Raw genomic sequence first — 18,169 nt, 5'->3', positions numbered from 1 at the left:
TAGAATTTGAACAGCTCCATGGTTATGACTCTCTAAGAGTTGCAGAAGTTGAAATTAATGGGAAAAAATTAAGAGTTGGAGTTGCTTATGGCCTGGGTAACGCACGAAAACTTTTGGAAGACGTTCAATCGGGAAAAATAGACTTACATTTAATCGAAATTATGGCTTGTCCAGGAGGTTGTGTTGGAGGCGGTGGCCAACCGTACCATCATGGTGATTTCAACGTGATTAAAAAGAGAATCGAGGCATTAAATGTTGTTGACAAATCAAAGATAATTCGAAAATCCCATGAAAATCCATCAATTGTTAGACTATACAACGAATATTTGGGAAAGCCGGGAAGCGAAAAGTCACATCAATTGTTGCATACTCATTATGTGCAAAGAGAATGGCTTTAAAAAACTAAAGGCGGAGAAAATCCGCCTTTAGCTTGAATTAAAACCACACTTTAAAGGTTTTTATTTCGTAAGGGGTTATATTGAATACGATTTTATTATCTTTAAAAGCGGTTTCTTTTTCTGCTTCTTCAATTAAATTACATTCAACCGCTTTTTTTATACTCCTAAAAAATTCTATTTCCACTTTACTTTTTCGACTGCCTTTATCTTCGAAAAGTCTAACAAGTATAGAGTTATCATCTTCCGCTTTTTTTATGGTTTCAATTACCACATCAGAATCGTTGACCTTGATAAAAGAGAAAATATCAGGGAAACTTCCTTCTTGGTTTTTTTCTATCTTTTTAACTATTACAGGGTAATTCAATTTATAGGCTTCTTGTATTACTTGCGAATCTCTCCATGTTCCAGCGTGTGGTAAAAGAGAATAAATGAATACATGATCCGTTCTATCAGCGGTTTCATCGGGTTCGATTGGGGATCTGAGAAGAGTGAGTCTCATAACGTTTTCTTTTATATCGTACCCATGTTTACAATCGTTTAGTAAGGAAACTCCATAGTTTGCTTCTGAAAGATCCGCCCACTTCTGTGCTGGGACTTCAAATTTTGCTATATCCCAACTTGTGTTGTTGGTTGTACTTCTTTCTATGTTCCCAAATTGTATGTTGTAGGTGGCTTTTGTGCTCCTTACATTAACAGGAAAAGCTGTTTTTAATAAAACTTGCTTCTCTTTCCAATCAACATGGGTATCGAAATCGATTCTTCTTGTGTGGTTGTATACGATGACTTTCTGTTCAATAATGGAATCATAAAACCTCCATGAGAATTTGAGAACACCTTTTAAAGGATTCTCTTCAACTACTTTTACTTCGATTAAATCAGTAACCTCTTTCATCTTTTCGTTAAAATAAGGAGAAATGTCCCAAGCGTCAAAAAAGTAAGGTTTATCTTCGAAAGCTTGTAGCACGTTTCCCAATTTCCCTTCTTCCAATACTTCCCTTTTATTTTCTTTATCGTATAATCTTTTAATCTGCCCTTTTTCGTTGAATTCGATTATATAGTATCTGTTTTCAATGTAATCTTCTTTCACAATCATTTTTTCAACAATTTGCTTCTGCTCCAAATTGGATACCTTAATACTTTTATAGCCAAAAGAGGGTATTCCTCTAATCAACGTTTTTTTACCGTTTTCTAGCTCTAAAATCTCGTCTCTTTCAAAGGGGGTGGTGTTGAATAATACCAAACTGTCTTCTTCGCTTTTTATTTCCTTTGAAATCATAGAAATAGCTCTTTCAATCTCTTTGTTCGCTATTCCCTTTATCTTTTCAAAATCCCTTCTTGTATCTTCATAAACCTCTCTTATTGAGGAACCCGGTAAAATATCGTGGAATTGGTTTAATAATAACAGTTCCCAACCATCATTCAAAGAATTTTTGGGATATTCGAAATCTTTAAATAATTTCAAAGCCATAGAATTTAAAAATTCTGCGTTATGGTACAATACTTCTGATTTTCTGTTTTCCCTTTTCACAAAGGCTTGTGAAGTATACGTACCTCGATGTAATTCGAAGTACAACTCATCATCCCAAACTGGGATATTTTCATCTCTTATTTTTTCTTCCAATCTCTCAAAGTAGTCTTCTACTCTTCCCATCTCCACTTGGGGTAAACCTGGGATTTCTTTTATTGCTTGATAATTTTCTAACATTTCATATGTTGGGCCTCATCCCCCATCTCCCCAACCGAAGACAAGAAGTAATTCATCATTTATATCTTTTTGTTTGTAGTTATCCCATATCCCTTTTATCGTGAAAGGTTCCACCATACCGTTGTAGGTATAAAAGTAATTGTTTCTATCAGGCGTTGTAATAAAATGAGATAAGATTTTAGTCCCATCGATGCCTTTCCACCAAAATGTATCGTAAGGAAATTTGTTGATTTCATTCCAGCTTATTTTGGTTGTAGCAAAGTATTTCATCCCACTTTTTTTTATTATCTGAGGAAGGGCATATGTGTAACCAAATGCATCGGGCAACCATACAACCTTAGAATCAACTCCAAACTCTTCTTTTAAAAACCTTTTCCCAAATAGTATCTGCCTTATCAAAAATTCACCTGGAGAAATATTGGAATCCGATTCTATCCACATACCACCAGTTGCTTCCCATTTGCCTTCTTTTATTTTTTCCTTTACTTTTTCATACAATTCAGGGTAATCGTTTTTTAAGAACTTATACAATGCCGGAGAAGAGTGCATAAATATATATTCTGGATACTCTTGCATTAGATTGAGAACCGTCGAAAAGGTTCTTTGTGCTTTTTCTCTTGTGTGTAAAATTGTCCAAAGCCATGCCATATCTATATGAGAATGGCCTGTCAAAACAACTTTTGGAGAATCCATTTTAAAATTTCTTAGTTTTTTCAATTCTTCTTGCAAAAAATTATAACTGTCTTTTATTGATTCATAATATTCTTTGGATCGAGGTTTTGTAAAATTTATTCTTTTGTAAGACTTGTTTAAAATATTGAGCAATTTTACTCTCACAATATCATTTTCACCGAGTTGATCGATTGTGTCAAGAATATTCTTTGCTAGGAAATAGTACTTTTGTGAATATTTTTCTATTTTGTAAAGTTCCAAACCTGAAAAAATATAATTTAATTCCCCTCTCAAGCCAGTCCATGACCTTAAGTATATGCTCAATGCATTTCCTTGTACAATCTTTGGAGATATTAGGGCCTCTTTATGGTATTTGTCTATGCCTTGAACGAATTGACCATTTACAAAGAGTAAAGATTCAGGATAGTCAGGAATAACGTCTAAATCACCATCTTTTTCCAAAGAAACCCTCAAAAAAAGCCTTTCTTCACCAATATTCTCAGGTAACTCAATATTTTTTTTAAACCAAAATACCTTATCGTACCCTCCCCACTTTTCCTCTTTTTCTATCTTTTTCCAGTCTATTGAACCGTTGAATTCAGGCTTAAATCTTCTTTCTTTGTCTTCAAAGTATTCCATTTGTGGAATTTCGAGAATACTAAGCGTTTGTAATTTTTTAACTTCTCTTAATCCATTTTCTAACTTTTTTTTGGTTATGTTTTCTAACATGTTTTGTTTTGACCTCCCAGATAGCGTTTCAATTAATGATAACACAGCTAATATATTAGTATATTTCAATAATTTTTGTGAAAAATTTTAATACTTCTTTAATCTCTTCTTTCCAAAATTTCCAATCATGATTACCTGCTTTAATATGAAGTTCCGAAAGAAGATTTTTTATTTGTAACTGATGGTGTAAATCACATGCTCCCAAATAAAGTCCTAAGAAATCATCATATCCGCAAGTAAGATATGTAGGAATATTTACTCCGCTTTGTTTAAGAGAGTCGAGGTAATTAAAAATGTTTTCTTTCTCCCAATTTTCTGAAGTAAAAGGCCAATTATCATCTTGAACAGTTTCAATTTTTCCCTTGGGTGGAATTTGTCGGGTGATTACACCACTTAAACTCCCAACCGCATAAAATTTTGTAGGATATTTATAAGCAATTTTTAAAGCACCATAACCACCCATTGATAAACCACAAATGAACCTGTTTTCCCTTTCGGAGCTAACTTCAAATCTATTTTCTATATAATTTCCTAAATCATTAACTATGGCGCTTTCGTATTTGTTATCTTCGGAAGAGTCTATATACCAGCTATTTCCTGCATCTGGCATCACTACAACGAATGGAGGAATCTGCTGTTTATAAATCAGATAATTTAAAGTCTGATCGATTTGGCCTTTTTGGATCCAATTCAGTTCATTACCATTATAACCATGCAACAAATACACAAGTGGGAATTTTCTAAAATCAGATTCATAATTAGAAGGAAGATATATAGAATATTTCATGTACCTTCTCATTGATTCACTATAGAATGCAAGCGATTCATAAACAAACCCTTTATCCATTTTTATCACCTTTATATAATAAATTTAATAAATTTTAAAATTTAACTGTTCATAACTACATTTCAAGATTTTACATTTTAAATTAAATAGTATTTTTTAGGTATAATATTGAAGAAGATTAAGTTTGTATATAACTCTTATTCTATTTTTTTAAAAAGTAGAAAAAACAAGTTTTGCTGCACCATATAGAGAACTTAACTCAATAAAATTTGCAACTTCCACTCTAACATCGAAAGGTAAGGCTCTTAACTCCTGAATTAAAGTTTCTTCGAATAGATAGAAAGATTTTGATATTTGACCTCCCAAGACTATACAATCAGGCTTGAATTTTGTTGCAATAGGCTTCAAAACCTCTCCTAAAGTTTTTCCCAATTCCTCAAAAACTTGCTTAGCCGTTTTATCTCCATTCGAAGCAAGGGCTGCTATTTCTTCAACGGTACAAATCGAACTATCCTTTTTTAATTGCTTAAAACGGGAAACGATCCCCCTTGCTGAAATAATATCTTCTACGATCCCATTTTTGAATTTCATTCCCCCTATCCAACCTTGGGGGGGAGTAATCTTGCTGTCTACAATTATTTCTTCGTCAATTATAAATGCGGATCCTAACCCTGTGCCTAGCGTAATCCCAATCACTCTGTTAAAATTCTTTGCTGCTCCTATCCATTTTTCACCCCTCAAAAATAAAAAAGCATCAGAATCGAATATGATATTTTCAATTCCTACTTTTTTGCCGATTTCTTCTTTTAAATTTACTCCATATAGGGAATGATATTTATTTAGTTTTGGAGGAATATATAGTATCCCCTTTTCATAATCCGCTGGTCCAGGTATTCCAATCCCCAGACCGACTATATCTAAAGATAAATCTGATGCTTTTCTTATTTCCAAGTTCAATAAATTTACTATATTATTTATTATTGTCTCTTTTGAACATTTGGACTTCGACGGTTTTTTATTAAAACTTCCTTCTAAAATTTCTCCTTTATCATTAACAATTGCGGATTTTAAGTAAGTCCCTCCCATATCCAAAGTTACAGCGTACACTTTATCATCCTCCAACTAAGATTGATTATTTTGCTAAAGTTACTTTTATAACCGTGCAGCTTTCATCACTTTCTAGAACATAATTTCCCAGTGAAGCAGGAATAATTATTGTTCTTAAATTCTGTAGAGTTGTCCTACCCAAAACCTTGTTTTTTGGTTTAATGAATAGATTGTCTCCCTTAATTAATGTTAATATTTGAAAATCTCCGTTGGTGTTATCCTCCCATCTTTCCTTAAAATCAACCCTATGAACTTCAAAAATCATGTCATTTCTCTTGCCGAGTAAGTATTCAACTGAGTCATCGCACTTGTAAATCATTAGTGGTAATGGCTTTAACTTACTTGGTTCTTTGTTTATTTGTAATTTTGAAGATAACATTCTAAACGCATGATCAAGATGAATTTCCCTAAGATTTCCGCTTAGATCTGGCCTTAGATAGTCGTAGACATGAAATGTATAACCATAACTTGTCCCTATTTCTAGACAAACTTGGTCTTTTCCCAACGCGTGTATTGTTCCAGAAGGGATTAAAAAGAGATCCCCAGGTTTGCTTGGAAAAGCATTAACGTATTTTTCATATTCTAAAGGAACTTTCCTATCTTTGGATTTTAGAGCTTCCTCATAAAACTTTTTTAAATCTGTATCTTTCTTTAGTCCTAAAAAGACTTTCGAAGAATTTTTGGTTTCAACAATATAATAGGCTTCTTGTTGTCCAACATTTTCTGAAAAAAACTTTTTTACGTAAGAATCATCTGGATGAACTTGAATTGCCATGTTTCCTCCATTGTAACTATCATCGTAATGAACTCTGATTGGGAAAAAATATTTATATTTTTTAAAAGCTTTTTCACCCATGATAGTCTTTGGGTTCGATGCCAAAAAAGAATCAAAAGGAATTTCAAATGTATCTTCTTCAAAATTAACTAATAAACTCATATCGGAAGTAACGGCTTCAAAAGTCCAAGCTAAATTATTAAAATTAGTAGGCAAACCTCTCTTTCTCCTCATCCAATCCCCGCCCCATGGACTTTGTATGTATAAAGGTTTGAGCTTGAAAGGTCGTTGTGCTAATTCTAACATTAGATGTTTAAAGGATGACTTTGGTAAAATTTTTAGGCTATTATTATTGTCTATATAAAAATCCATTTTCTTTAAGAGTGCTCTTCTATGTTCGTTAAAAATAGGAATAAGTATATATCTTGTTAACTTAAATGTTTGAATTGACATTCCAACATCAGCTACTCCATTTTCGGTAGAAACATTTTCGGGGATGAACCAAAGTTTTTCTTCTTTGAGATAATTTAAAAGGTTTTCATGGGTTACATCGGTATAAAATATTAGATCGTACTCAGTATTCATATAATTGTTAACTGAACCGCAACCATAAACTATGATAACTTCATTATTTGTTTGATTAATAGTCTTTTTAAAACCTTCTATTTTTTCTTCAGCCATTAAATCTTCTAATTTTCCTTTAAACATTTTACCAAAATGAGGATCAAAACTTATGAATGGTTGTATAATCTCCCATATATTGTTAGGATCCTTATAAAAGTAACGGCTATCTATCAACTTAACTTGAATGTCTTGATTTTCTAAAAGCTCTTTGATTTTAAAAACGATCTCCCAATTTGCCCCAATATATCCATCAAAAGCCAATATTGGATATTTCATTTTTGTCATAAATCTTTGTATTATTAGTTCAACAACTTCCTCTGTTTTTTCCAGCGTTGGTTCTAAAATTAAATTTGTTTTGGGAATTGTATTAATATCATCTCTTGAATAATTCAATTTCCTCACCTTCTATTCAAATTCTATTTGAACTAATTCTGGCCAGTATCTCTGATGGCTTACAAATGTGAAGTAGATTATTTTTCCACCTTTTTCACTAAATTCGGGATGTTCCTTTCCAGCATAGCAAATGTCCAAAGGGCACGATTTCTTAGGTTTATAAATTGTAATAGGATCGCTCCATGGGCCTTCTGGATTGTCTGAGACTCTAAGATGGATTTCTTCCATGGCTCCTTCAGAAACAACATCTTTTGAATCCGTTTTTCCTGCATATGAATAAATTGTAATGTATTTTTCTAAATAAGAATTGTAAGATACTGAAAGTTCGTTAGCATTCCCATCAAAAAGTATTTTCAAATTTTCGGGGGCTTTACTCCAGCCATCATTTGAATAGTACTCATACTTGCTTATGTCTTCAATACCATCGGTTTGTACACGGGATAAATAAACACCATGAATCAATTCATGATTTTTCTCTTCCACTTTACTTCCGTAAATATAGACATATCCGTTGACAGGATTATTTAATACTGCAGTGCCAAAGGCAGGTATTGAATCATTTTTCCCGTTGCTTTCACAATTCCACCAAATATAGGGATATTCACAATAATTAGATAAATCTTTAGGTGGACAAGGATAAACAGATGGTTTTATTCTTTTAAAAGTTACGTAAGGGTAATTAGCTTTTGCTAATCCTACTCCGTATAAATTAATATCTAATTGTTGCTCTTTTTTAGTAATGTCAAAAAGGCCGCAGTCTACAAAAATGTGAAATATATAGAGTTTTTTATTGATCATAATACCGTCCATTGGCCAAATTGGTCTGTATCTTTTTCCTCTATTGGGAGCTAATACCATTGGTATTATTTTGTCTGCTTTACCCTTTTTTTCTATATATATAGGATTTGTAGATAAAAGTTCCTCTCCACTTCTAGTATTAGTAAAACAACCAGTATTGGCAATCATTTCTATGTTGTTGCTTGCCCAGTTGCTTGCCAACCATACATCTAACAATTCTTTTTTAGGATCATATCCTTTCAGCTCAGGGCCTAGTAAGGTGTCTCCAAAAGTCCAAAAAGATCTTCCATCTTCTAGGGGAATTGAATAAGCACCGTCATGACCTAAAACTTTGGATGTATTATTTTTAAAAATTTTCCCCAAATATGTTACGTTCTTTATTCTTACTTGGTTAGTTGGATTATTCACTTAAAACAACTCCTTTTTGTCTTATTGTTTTAAAAATTATTTTAAAATAATTGGTGGTTTATAAAAATTTTCAACTCCAAACTCATCTATTTTATCCCCTGTGTAAAAGAAAAAAGAGTACTTTAGAATATTGGGACTTCCTGGTTCAACTTCTCCAAGTGAGGTAATCCCTAAATCTTTCGTTGCTGCTTCATCATAATGTCTTAATAGAAGACAATCGATGTAACCACTTTTTTCATTATAACCAAACAAGAAAGCTTGCCTACTTCCAAGGGTCACAGTATAATCCTTCGTTTCTACGGCAACCAAATCTCGAACAGAAACTTGTTCTGGTCTTAACGCGGGAAATTCGTAAGGATCTTTCACAAGAGAAGCTGGGCCATTATAAGAGAAGGTGCCTTCCTGGGTTATAGGGATTTTTAAGTAAAAATTTATCGAGTGCTTATCGTAAGGAACATAAGGAATCTTATTTATATCAAAATAATAATTAAAGAGAAAATTTTTTTCATTTTTAGGTAAAATAATTTCAAGTTTTGTGATAGGTGAATCTGTGAATTCTGCTATCATAACACTCTTTTGAGGATATTTTATAGTTTTAACGGAATCGATTACTAATTCTTCTCTTTCATGTTTTTGAATAGAATTTGTGAAACTATATTCAATTATTCCCCCATTATTAACTACACAAGTGTTTAATTCTTTATCGAATACGTTAAAACTTCCATCTGAGTTTAATTTTATTGTGTAAAAATTGTTTTCTATAATTGAGCTTTCTGTTTTCTTGGTTTCATAAGTAGTAGGAATTCGGTTTATAATATTGATTTCTGAAATACCTATGGGTAATTTTACGTATACTTCGTAACCTTGAGCAACTTGTTCCCATGGATTGATAGAGTCTAATGAATAAGGATAAGCAACATATTCTTCACCTTTTAGCTTGATAACAACTCTACTGTTTGGGTCCCATTCACCTAGTTCAAATCTTAACAATGTTTCTTTTTCAGAATTTCCAGGATTAAATACATAGATTTTGTTAGATTCTGGTTCTTTTGGTGTTAGTTCATTAATTATATTTAGAACGGTATTATAGGCTGTGAAAGCATAATCAACAACTGTTTTATTAAAAATGTAATTTTGTTCTAAAGTATAATTTCCTGGCCAACCCGCTCCTGGAGCGGCAGTATGTTCAGAATATAATAAAATACTTTTTATTGCAATATCATACAAAGGATTATTTTGGTTTATAAGGTCTAAAGAAACTATTTCCTGTAGAATTTCTTGGCTCCATCTAATGAGGGATGATGAAAAGGGGCCACCGCTTTTTACACTTTCCCAAAAGCCTGACCAATCACCTTTATAAGTTGGAATAACACTTTGGTATCTTTCTTCCATGTATTCAAAAAAAGCGGTAGGTGTTGAAAATACAATTTCAAGCTCAGAAAATTTAGAAGCTTCATGAAGATTTAGATAACTAACCAAACCTGGTTCTATTCCTCCATTGTCTTTTGCTAGTAAAATAGCCACAGCATCGTAGGGATAACCTTCGTCTTCTAATTTTTTTGCATAACTTTCTATTGAGGAAATACTTTTGAAGTTGACTCCCTCCATATAACTTGCCTTAGTTACCCAAGTAAGGATTTTCTTGCCATTTGGGCCTTGCCAATAAAAAATATTTACAGGTGCAGGGAGTTGAAGAACTTGAGCATATTTATCGTTTATTCCAGTCATAAAGTAAGAGATGTTATTTTCGAAAAGAATATCTGGTAAATCTTGTGTATATCCTGGAACATCGTTCATAATTGCAGTGGTTATTGTAAAATTATTTTTTTCTGCGAATTTTTTGGAATCCTTAAATGTCTCTGATAATGAGAGATAGTTCATAAAACCTGTATGCATAGAGTCGTATGCACCTCCTATTTCCAAACGCCCTTCTTTAATATATTGAACTAGTTTTTGTACTTTCCATGGTTCTGGAGATGTTTCTAACCATTGTTGTAATTGCCAAAAAGTTTCGATTGTAAAGGAAAAATCTGGAAAAGTATCCATTATTTCTATTAGGTTATCCACCATCTCTGCATATTCCTTAGAGACTTCTTCTTGAGTATCGGTGAAGCCGATATCCAAATGACTAAAAGGGATTATAAATACTTTATCAATTTTCCCAAAAGTACAAGTTATAGATAGAACAATGATTATTATAATTAGAATCATTTTTTTCATTATTTACCACTCCCGCTTAAAGCGAAACCACTTGTTATCCTTTTTTGAAATATAAAATATATAATTATTAAAGGAAAAGCCGAAAGAGTTGAGGCTGCCATCAATAAGCTCCAAGTGGTCGTATACTGCTGTTGGAAACTTCTTAGTCCTACTGCAAGAGTCCATTTAGCTGGATCGTGTAAATAAAGTAAAGGTCCAAAGAAGTCGTTCCACGTAAAAAGTAAAGTAAAGATTGAGACAGTCAACAACACGGGTTTTGATAGAGGTAGCACAATTTGAGAATAAATTCTAAATTCTGATGCTCCATCAATTCTAGCTGCCTCTAATAATTCATCAGGTATTGAAACAAAGAATTGTCTCAGTAGGAATATATTAAAAGCGCCTCCTCCGCAAAATGCCGGGACTATCAAGGGAAGATAAGTATTTACCCAACCCAATTCTGAAAATAAAAGATAAGTAGGTATGATTAAAATTTGTGTAGGTATAAACATCGTTGCTATGGTTATATAAAATAATTGATCTCTACCCTTCCAATGTAGTTTTGAAAAACTGTATGCAACAAGTGAGGCACTAAATAAGGTACCTGCAACGTTTAAAATAGCTAATAGTAAAGTGTTTGAAAAGTATCTAAAGAATGGGAATGCTTTCACGGCTTCCAAATAGTTTTTCCATTGGATTGGTTTTGGAAACCATTGAATAGGAACGGACATGACCTGAGATTCAGGTTTCAATGATGTGGAAATCATCCAAAAAAGAGGAATCAAAAATATTACACTAAAGAATATTAGTATAGCATAAAGAAGAATTTTTCTTATCAGTCTCATCCTTTTCTGACTTTTCATATTAACAGCCCCTTAAAGTTGAGTTTGCCTTTGATATATTTTAAACAAGAATATAGTCAATGGAACTAAAATCAAAAACATTATAACTGAAATTGCAGACGCGTATCCCATTCTCACATCTTTAAAAGCCAGTTGATAAATCAATAAATTTACAAATGTCGTTGATTTTAATGGACCTCCTCCTGTCATCACATAGGCTTCGGTAAAAACCTGGGATGCACCAATAAGGCCAGTAACAAAATTGAAAAAAATAATGGGTCTTAACATTGGTACCGTTATTTTCCAAAACAATTGTATCTTGTTCGCTCCATCTAACTCCGCAGCTTCATACAGTTCCGTCGGGATACCTTGAAGACCAGCTAAAAAAATCACAATGATACCACCTATCCCCCATAAACTCATTAATATAAGAGCAGGCTTAGACCAAATAGGGGAATTTAACCAAAGTGGCCCATCTATTCCAAAAATACTTAAGACTTGGTTTATTAAACCACTTCTAGGATTAAACAACATCATCCAAAGGAACATTACGGGGACTGCAGGTAAAACTACAGGGAGGAAAAATATTGTTCTGAAAATACCCATAAATTTAGCTGCATTATTCAATAAAACTGCAAAAATTAAACCAAGCAAAACTTTAAAAAAAACCGATCCAAACATATAATAGAAAGTATTTCCCAAGGCTTTCCAAAATGTGGGGTCTAAAGTAAAAAGTATCTTATAATTTGTAAAACCTATCCATTTAGGAGGATTGATCATATCATATGTGGTGAAACTTAAGAAAAAGGAAGCGATTATCGGTCCTATTATGAAACAGGTAAGTCCAATAATCCATGGAGCCGCGAATAAATAACCCATAGAACTTTTTTTCTTCCAAAAAGATCTTTTTGTTTTTTTTAACATTTTTTCAGTACCTCCAAAAGCTTATAAATAAAAACGATTTTTATTAATACTCGAATCAGGCGCCAACAGCACCTAATTCGAGTATTTTGAAGAAAAGTCTAAAGAACTTTTTTCAGTAGATCCTAATGTGTAAGTCTATATCTTTCTATTTCTGCTTCTACCCGTTTTTGAAGATCGTCAAGTGCTTTTTGGGGGGAGGATTCACCGTATAACACTGTATCAACGGCAGTTTGTAAATCTTCATACCAGAGGGGATATTCTAGTACAAAGGGTCTAAATTTACTGATTTCTAAAGTTTCAACAGCTATTTTCCATAGTTCATTTTCCATTAAATCCGGAGATGTTGCTGCTCTTTGGTTCCCTACAAGGGAAGAAACGTTCTTTGCAAAAAGATATTGAGGATATTCACTGAGTAAATAAAGAGCAAATTCAGCTGCAGCCTCTTTATTGGGACTTCTAGATGATACTTCAATAGAAAATCCATTGGACCAACTTGCAGGTTTCACGGGGTATGGTATTTGAAAGACTCCATAGTTGAGATCAGGGGCATAAGTTTCTATTTGGCTGAAAAAGGTGTTATTCTGGATGACCATTCCAAGTTTGCCATTTATGAATGCATCATTTAAACCAAGAGGATAAGTTGCATTGAATTCTTGGAGTCTTTCAAAGCCTAAACGATCGATCATTTCTTTCCATTCCTCAAGGGATTTTGCAACAATAGGACTATTCAGTTTAAGATTTCCTTCATCGTCTAAAAAAGATCCATTGTTTCCCCATACATACATCCAGAAGTAGGATTGTCCATATATTGGGTTAAAACCGAGTACCTCATAATCACCTTGGGGAGTAGTTTTTGTGATCTTATCTGCCATTTCCCACAGTTCTTCCCATGATTGTGGAGGGCGGTCGGGGTCAAGCCCAGCTTCGGCAAACAAATCTTTGTTATAGTACATAAATCTAACATCTGTTTCAAACGGTAGAGCGTACAAGCCACTTTCCCATTTACACATATTTAAGGGTGCTTCAAAGAAAGTATCTTCAGGATCTATTCCTGCTTTTTCAATATAAGGACTTAAATCCAACAACACTCCGGTAGAGGCTCTCATTGGAACATTTCCAAGGTCATTTAAAAAAACGTCAGGTTCTTGCTTTGCTGCTAAGCTTATACGAATTTTATCCCAATAATCCCAAAAGGATATGCCCAACGATTCTACTTTTATTTCTCCTTCATGGCTTTCATTGAATTCTGCGACTATTTGATTAATTGTTTCCTGGGATACACCTGCATCGTAGGTATGCCAGAATCTTATAACAACTGGTTCCCCAAAGAATGAAATGCTCAACGCCAACAAAAAGAAAATTACCAAACAGTTCCTACCTAATTTCATAAATATCTCCTCCTTTTAGAAAATGATGTAAATAATCAATTATATATCGAATATTAATGTTAGAATACTGTTCTTCTCAATACTAAAGGCGATCTCATCGACTTTATTTTCTATAGGTTTTAACTCACCATTCCCCATATTCGCAACATATACGTTTTTTATTTTGATATTTGGTATTCGCAAAGTGCCAAATGAATTTTTTCCACTAATTTCTTGAAGTCGAATTTGAAACCTGTTTTCTCTTACCTTTCTTGCAGCTAAAATCAAAACGTTTTCTGGTTCAACAGATACGAATGAAACATTCTTTTTAATCAATTCATATGGAAAGGTCACCCCTGATAAGGGATTTTGTATTTGCGTGCCGAACCTATAAGCTTTTATTGGGTCAAAAGATCCCTGGTGACTAGTTATACTATAATGAAATTCGATTTCTCCTCCTTGTTTGTTTGGAAAATTTGTATCCCAGATATTATTCAAAGCGTATGAATACACTGTTGTTTGTTCATCGGATTTGAGAGTAGGCTCAAATGGATTATATGGGATATAAATATTTTTTAGTTGTATCAAAGGAGCTTCCTTGGTTCCCCAAATTATAGTGTATTTTGAATTACTTACAGAGAGCCAATTCTGTATGGCTTTCATATAATGACATGAGCCTGGAACAAACTCATCATCTAAAGATATATCTTCCCCAGTTATTTCGTATCTTATTTTTCCATTTTCTACGTTGAAAGGAAAAGCAAAATACGCTGCTTCTTTAGTTTCTGTTTCAATTTTTTTTATCCTATTAACAAAATCTATTCTTTTTATTTCGTTGTATAAAACTATTTCTTGTTCTATCCATTCACAACCTGGAACATGTAGAGTCACAATAGCTTTTTGATATATCTGATTGTCTTTTAAAATTTTTATTTTCGATAAGATTTCTGGATGTCTATCGCCAAATTCGAAGTTTAATATGTCTTTTCGTAGAGTTATAGTTTTGTTTGATGAATATCTATGGCCAAGAAGAGTTTCTGCTTTTCCTTCTATTCTGCTAGATAAATGATTAAATCGAGGTGCTGTTGTAAATTGGTCGTAAATATACTCGTTGAATTGAAAGAAAGCATTTTGATTAACAAGTTCTTCTCCTAATTCTTTATCTATAATACTTTTTATTGTCCCACTTGCCTGATCAAGAGATATTTTGTAAAAGGAGTTCTCTAAAATATACTTTTCTTCTTTGCTAGAGACTTCTTTTGGAAATTCATTTTCTTCTTTTTTTAATATTGAATAAGATTTTATCCCAATAGCAGGAACATCTTTTGCAACGAAAGTTACCTCAGCTCCAAGAGGTCTCGGTATTTCCCCTGTTTGTAACCTTAAGTTAAACTTTATTTCCTCTCCATCTTCATCAACGATTTTAAATGGTTTTCTAACGTCACATTTTCCTAAAGGTATGAATACTTTGACTATATCGGTTCGTACAAAAGAAGAAGGATTGTAAACAAATATCGTGCTGTTTTCACTAACAACCTTATTATCTACCAAGATTGGTAATAAATGTAAGGCTTTACGATATTCGAACAGACTTTTATTATATGCATTTTGTGCGAAGTTTTTCTTTATAGACCATTGTATTTCACCAGAAGTGTTGTAAGTTAATGAATTTTCCCAAGGATTCCAAGCCCCCCACGTGTGCTCATCGAATAAGACCATATTTTCACGAGCGCTATCTAATATTCCTTTTGGATAGGTTTGATCTTTGTAATTCATTTCTATAATCGAAAGGAGAGTTTCAGCCGATCTCAAAATATTATGAGTTGTTCTATTTAACCCCATTGCGTAGGCATTTGAGGCAATCCCATCAGACCACCAGTCTGTCCAATCACCTTTAAAAACCGGAATATCTTGAATATCGTGGCTTTCTATATATTCAAAAAATTGTTTGTTGGTTGAGATGATTAATTTAGGATATTCCCATTTTTCGTTCCATTTTTTAGCAACTTCAGAAGGTGTAATACTTGGTCCCGCGTTGTCCCAACCTCTTCCTTGTACACGAAGGTGAACAGCATCGAATCTATAATTTTCACCTTTTAATTGTTGTAGCAGTTCTGGTAACTTTTCATAAACTTCTTCATAACTTTTGTCTATTCCGATATTATTTCCTTCCATATAAACACCATGAGGGGTATCTGTGTACCACACCAAAACCTTTTTTCCATTTTCCAATTCCCAAAAAAACGGACGCTCCAATTTTTTCCCTGGAAGTAGAAAAGGAATAGATCGTCCAGCATAATTGTGAGCAACAGAAAGGTATTTGATTCCTATGTCTGTCAAGCATTTTAAAAAACCTTTGGTATGCCCTGGTACATCGCTTTGCATAGCGACATCAATTTTGATACCAAATTCATCCCTAAGTCTTTGAGTTAGTTCAAATGTTCCAGCGAGTTCATCAATATCATACGCTTCTGTATGCATATTCATATAAGCTCCACAAACTTCGATCCTTCCTTCCTTTATTCTTTGGATCATCCTTTCAATTTGTGATTTTGGTCTGCTTTTCAACCAATATTTAAGAGGCCATGTAACTTCTATTACCCATTTAAAATCATTTTCTGAGTTACTATTTTGAAGATCGCATAGTTCCAAAGCTTGATCCAAATATTTTAAATGATGATCTATGACCTCTGGTTGGGGATCAGTGTAACCTATGTCTAAGTGACTATGATGAATTATGAAGATTTTCCAATGTCTTTCGGGATTTACTATTACATTACTTTTCAACTCTTCTGTTTCATCCCTGAGAAGAACCTCATATTTAGTGGGTTCATTTACTTCAGGCACATACATTTCTAGCCGAGTTTTCCCAGATTCAATCCTTGGAAATTTCTTAGAAATTTTGTGCTTCTTATTGAGTAATGTGATTTCCGCTTCAGATATTTCTTTTTCTACCTCCAAGTCAACAAAGAGTACTTTTTTAAGTTTGTTTGATTCTTTCACATAAAAAACAGAATCTTTTATTGTAAATCCTTTTATCTTTTTCTCCATGTTTTCACCTTCCTTTTCATCATATTAAAGTTTAAATTTTTCTTGTATCAACTCTTTTAAAAATTCTATTAACCCATACTTTGCAGCCCCTAAAGATATTACAGGTTCATCAACATCAGAATAAACGATGCTTGTTTCTTGCTTGTGAAATAAGTATCTTTTGACCGTTTCATTTATTTTTTCTAAAAAACTCTTACCCAAATATTTTCCCTTTCCTCCTATAAAAATAGAAGAAATTCCAAAATAATGAATAAGTGAAAGAATAATAATTGAAAATTGTTTAGCTACTTTATTAATTACTTCATCAATTTCTTTCTGATGTTCTGATAAATGACTTACATATTCGATGTCTTTAACCGGTTTTAAAATTTTATCTTCTATTTTTTTGACTATTAAATCAATTCCATATTCATCTTCAAAATATTTCATCTTATTATTTTTCACGATAATAGTTTGACCTATTTCTCCAGCATATCCATTGACTCCATGATAAAGATGATTATTGATTATTATTCCCGCACCTATGCCTTTATCATAAAGGATGTAAATGAAAGAGTCTAAATCTTTTCCTTTCCCATAATACTTTTCCCCAATTGCACCCATATCAGCATCATTCTCTAAGTAAGCAAATACATTATATTTTTCTTTTATCTTTTTTATTAAAGGGAAATTAGCGAATTCTGGTAATTTTGGTGGTTCTTTAATTATTCCTTTTTCTGTATCTAAAGGACCAGGAACCCCAAAAGATATTACTTTGACTTTTCTATTTGTAAGTTCCGCTTTCCTCATCAACTCATCTATCGCTTTGTAAACTATGTTTATTTGTGGATTCCCTTCTGTATAGGGATAATCAACATTGTAAAGGACTTCTCCACTTGAATCAATTAAACAACCATTCACGCTATCTCTTAGTATTCCAATTCCAATAACGTATGCAAAATCTTTAACTATTTTCAAATTTATGGATGGCCTTCCTACACCATTGGGAGAAACTTTTACTTCTTCAATGAAGCCAATATTTAAAAAATTCCTCACTATATCTCCAATAGTAGTTTTGGTTAATCCGGTTTCTTCCGCAATATTCACTCTGGACATTTCTTTATTGATTAGTAGATTCAAAACTTTTATAGAATTGTTAATGCGTACCATTTCATTGGGTGATTTCAAAAAGGTTTCATCTCCTAAAACTTTGGTTAATAAGTATAGAGTCTTTATTAATTATATTTTATATCTACTTTCATCAAAAGTCAAGTTTGATAAAAGCAAATTATACGGAATTAGAGGCAATTAAAAACAAATAATAGCGATTAGATACAAAAATCTTAATTTTTCATATTTAATTTATAAAATTTATTTATTAGGAGATATATTTGCACTTACTAAACGAAAA

At 32.8% G+C, this 18,169-nt stretch carries 13 protein-coding genes; 1 reads left to right on the top strand and 12 read right to left on the bottom strand.

What is annotated here, in order from left to right; genetic code table 11:
- Positions 1-398 (top strand): iron hydrogenase small subunit (locus AA81_RS04910; protein ID WP_211292658.1); only part of this gene is annotated, 398 nt, incomplete at its 5' end.
- Between the two features lie 37 nt (positions 399-435).
- On the opposite strand, the gene AA81_RS04905 is transcribed toward AA81_RS04910, so the two are convergent.
- The 12 genes from AA81_RS04905 to AA81_RS04850 form a co-directional block, all read right to left on the bottom strand.
- A complete protein-coding gene (locus tag AA81_RS04905; RefSeq protein ID WP_103898395.1) occupies positions 436-2,103 on the bottom strand; it encodes an alpha-mannosidase in 1,668 nt (555 codons plus the stop codon).
- A gap of 15 nt (positions 2,104-2,118) precedes the next feature.
- Positions 2,119-3,504, bottom strand: coding sequence for a glycoside hydrolase family 38 N-terminal domain-containing protein (locus AA81_RS04900; protein WP_103898394.1), 1,386 nt, complete (start codon positions 3,502-3,504; stop codon positions 2,119-2,121).
- Positions 3,505-3,559: 55 nt separating this feature from the next.
- A complete protein-coding gene (locus tag AA81_RS04895; RefSeq protein ID WP_103898393.1) occupies positions 3,560-4,351 on the bottom strand; it encodes an alpha/beta hydrolase in 792 nt (263 codons plus the stop codon).
- 150 nt (positions 4,352-4,501) lie between these two features.
- Positions 4,502-5,398, bottom strand: coding sequence for an ROK family protein (locus AA81_RS04890; RefSeq protein ID WP_103898392.1), 897 nt, complete (start codon positions 5,396-5,398; stop codon positions 4,502-4,504).
- 25 nt (positions 5,399-5,423) lie between these two features.
- A complete protein-coding gene (locus AA81_RS04885; protein WP_103898391.1) occupies positions 5,424-7,190 on the bottom strand; it encodes a class I mannose-6-phosphate isomerase in 1,767 nt (588 codons plus the stop codon).
- Between the two features lie 12 nt (positions 7,191-7,202).
- Positions 7,203-8,396, bottom strand: a complete 1,194-nt coding sequence (locus AA81_RS04880; protein WP_103898390.1) for a DUF5005 domain-containing protein — start codon at positions 8,394-8,396, stop codon at positions 7,203-7,205.
- A 36-nt stretch (positions 8,397-8,432) separates the two neighbouring features.
- The gene (locus AA81_RS04875; RefSeq protein ID WP_103898389.1) at positions 8,433-10,616 is read right to left on the bottom strand and encodes a glycoside hydrolase family 38 N-terminal domain-containing protein; all 2,184 of its coding nucleotides are present in this window, start codon (positions 10,614-10,616) and stop codon (positions 8,433-8,435) included.
- The gene (locus AA81_RS04870) at positions 10,616-11,458 is read right to left on the bottom strand and encodes a carbohydrate ABC transporter permease (protein WP_103898388.1); all 843 of its coding nucleotides are present in this window, start codon (positions 11,456-11,458) and stop codon (positions 10,616-10,618) included. Before AA81_RS04870 ends, AA81_RS04875 begins: the two co-directional genes overlap by 1 nt.
- Positions 11,459-11,470: 12 nt before the next feature.
- On the bottom strand, positions 11,471-12,361 hold the full coding sequence (locus tag AA81_RS04865; RefSeq protein WP_103898387.1) for a carbohydrate ABC transporter permease: 891 nt from the start codon (positions 12,359-12,361) through the stop codon (positions 11,471-11,473).
- A 122-nt stretch (positions 12,362-12,483) separates the two neighbouring features.
- The gene (locus AA81_RS04860; protein ID WP_103898386.1) at positions 12,484-13,749 is read right to left on the bottom strand and encodes an ABC transporter substrate-binding protein; all 1,266 of its coding nucleotides are present in this window, start codon (positions 13,747-13,749) and stop codon (positions 12,484-12,486) included.
- A gap of 39 nt (positions 13,750-13,788) precedes the next feature.
- Positions 13,789-16,779, bottom strand: coding sequence for a glycoside hydrolase family 38 N-terminal domain-containing protein (locus AA81_RS04855; protein ID WP_103898385.1), 2,991 nt, complete (start codon positions 16,777-16,779; stop codon positions 13,789-13,791).
- 24 nt (positions 16,780-16,803) lie between these two features.
- Positions 16,804-17,946, bottom strand: coding sequence for an ROK family transcriptional regulator (locus AA81_RS04850; RefSeq protein ID WP_103898384.1), 1,143 nt, complete (start codon positions 17,944-17,946; stop codon positions 16,804-16,806).
- Between the last annotated feature and the right edge of the window lie 223 nt (positions 17,947-18,169).

Source organism: Petrotoga halophila DSM 16923 (genome assembly GCF_002924615.1).
This window is presented reverse-complemented; position numbering and strand designations above follow the sequence as displayed.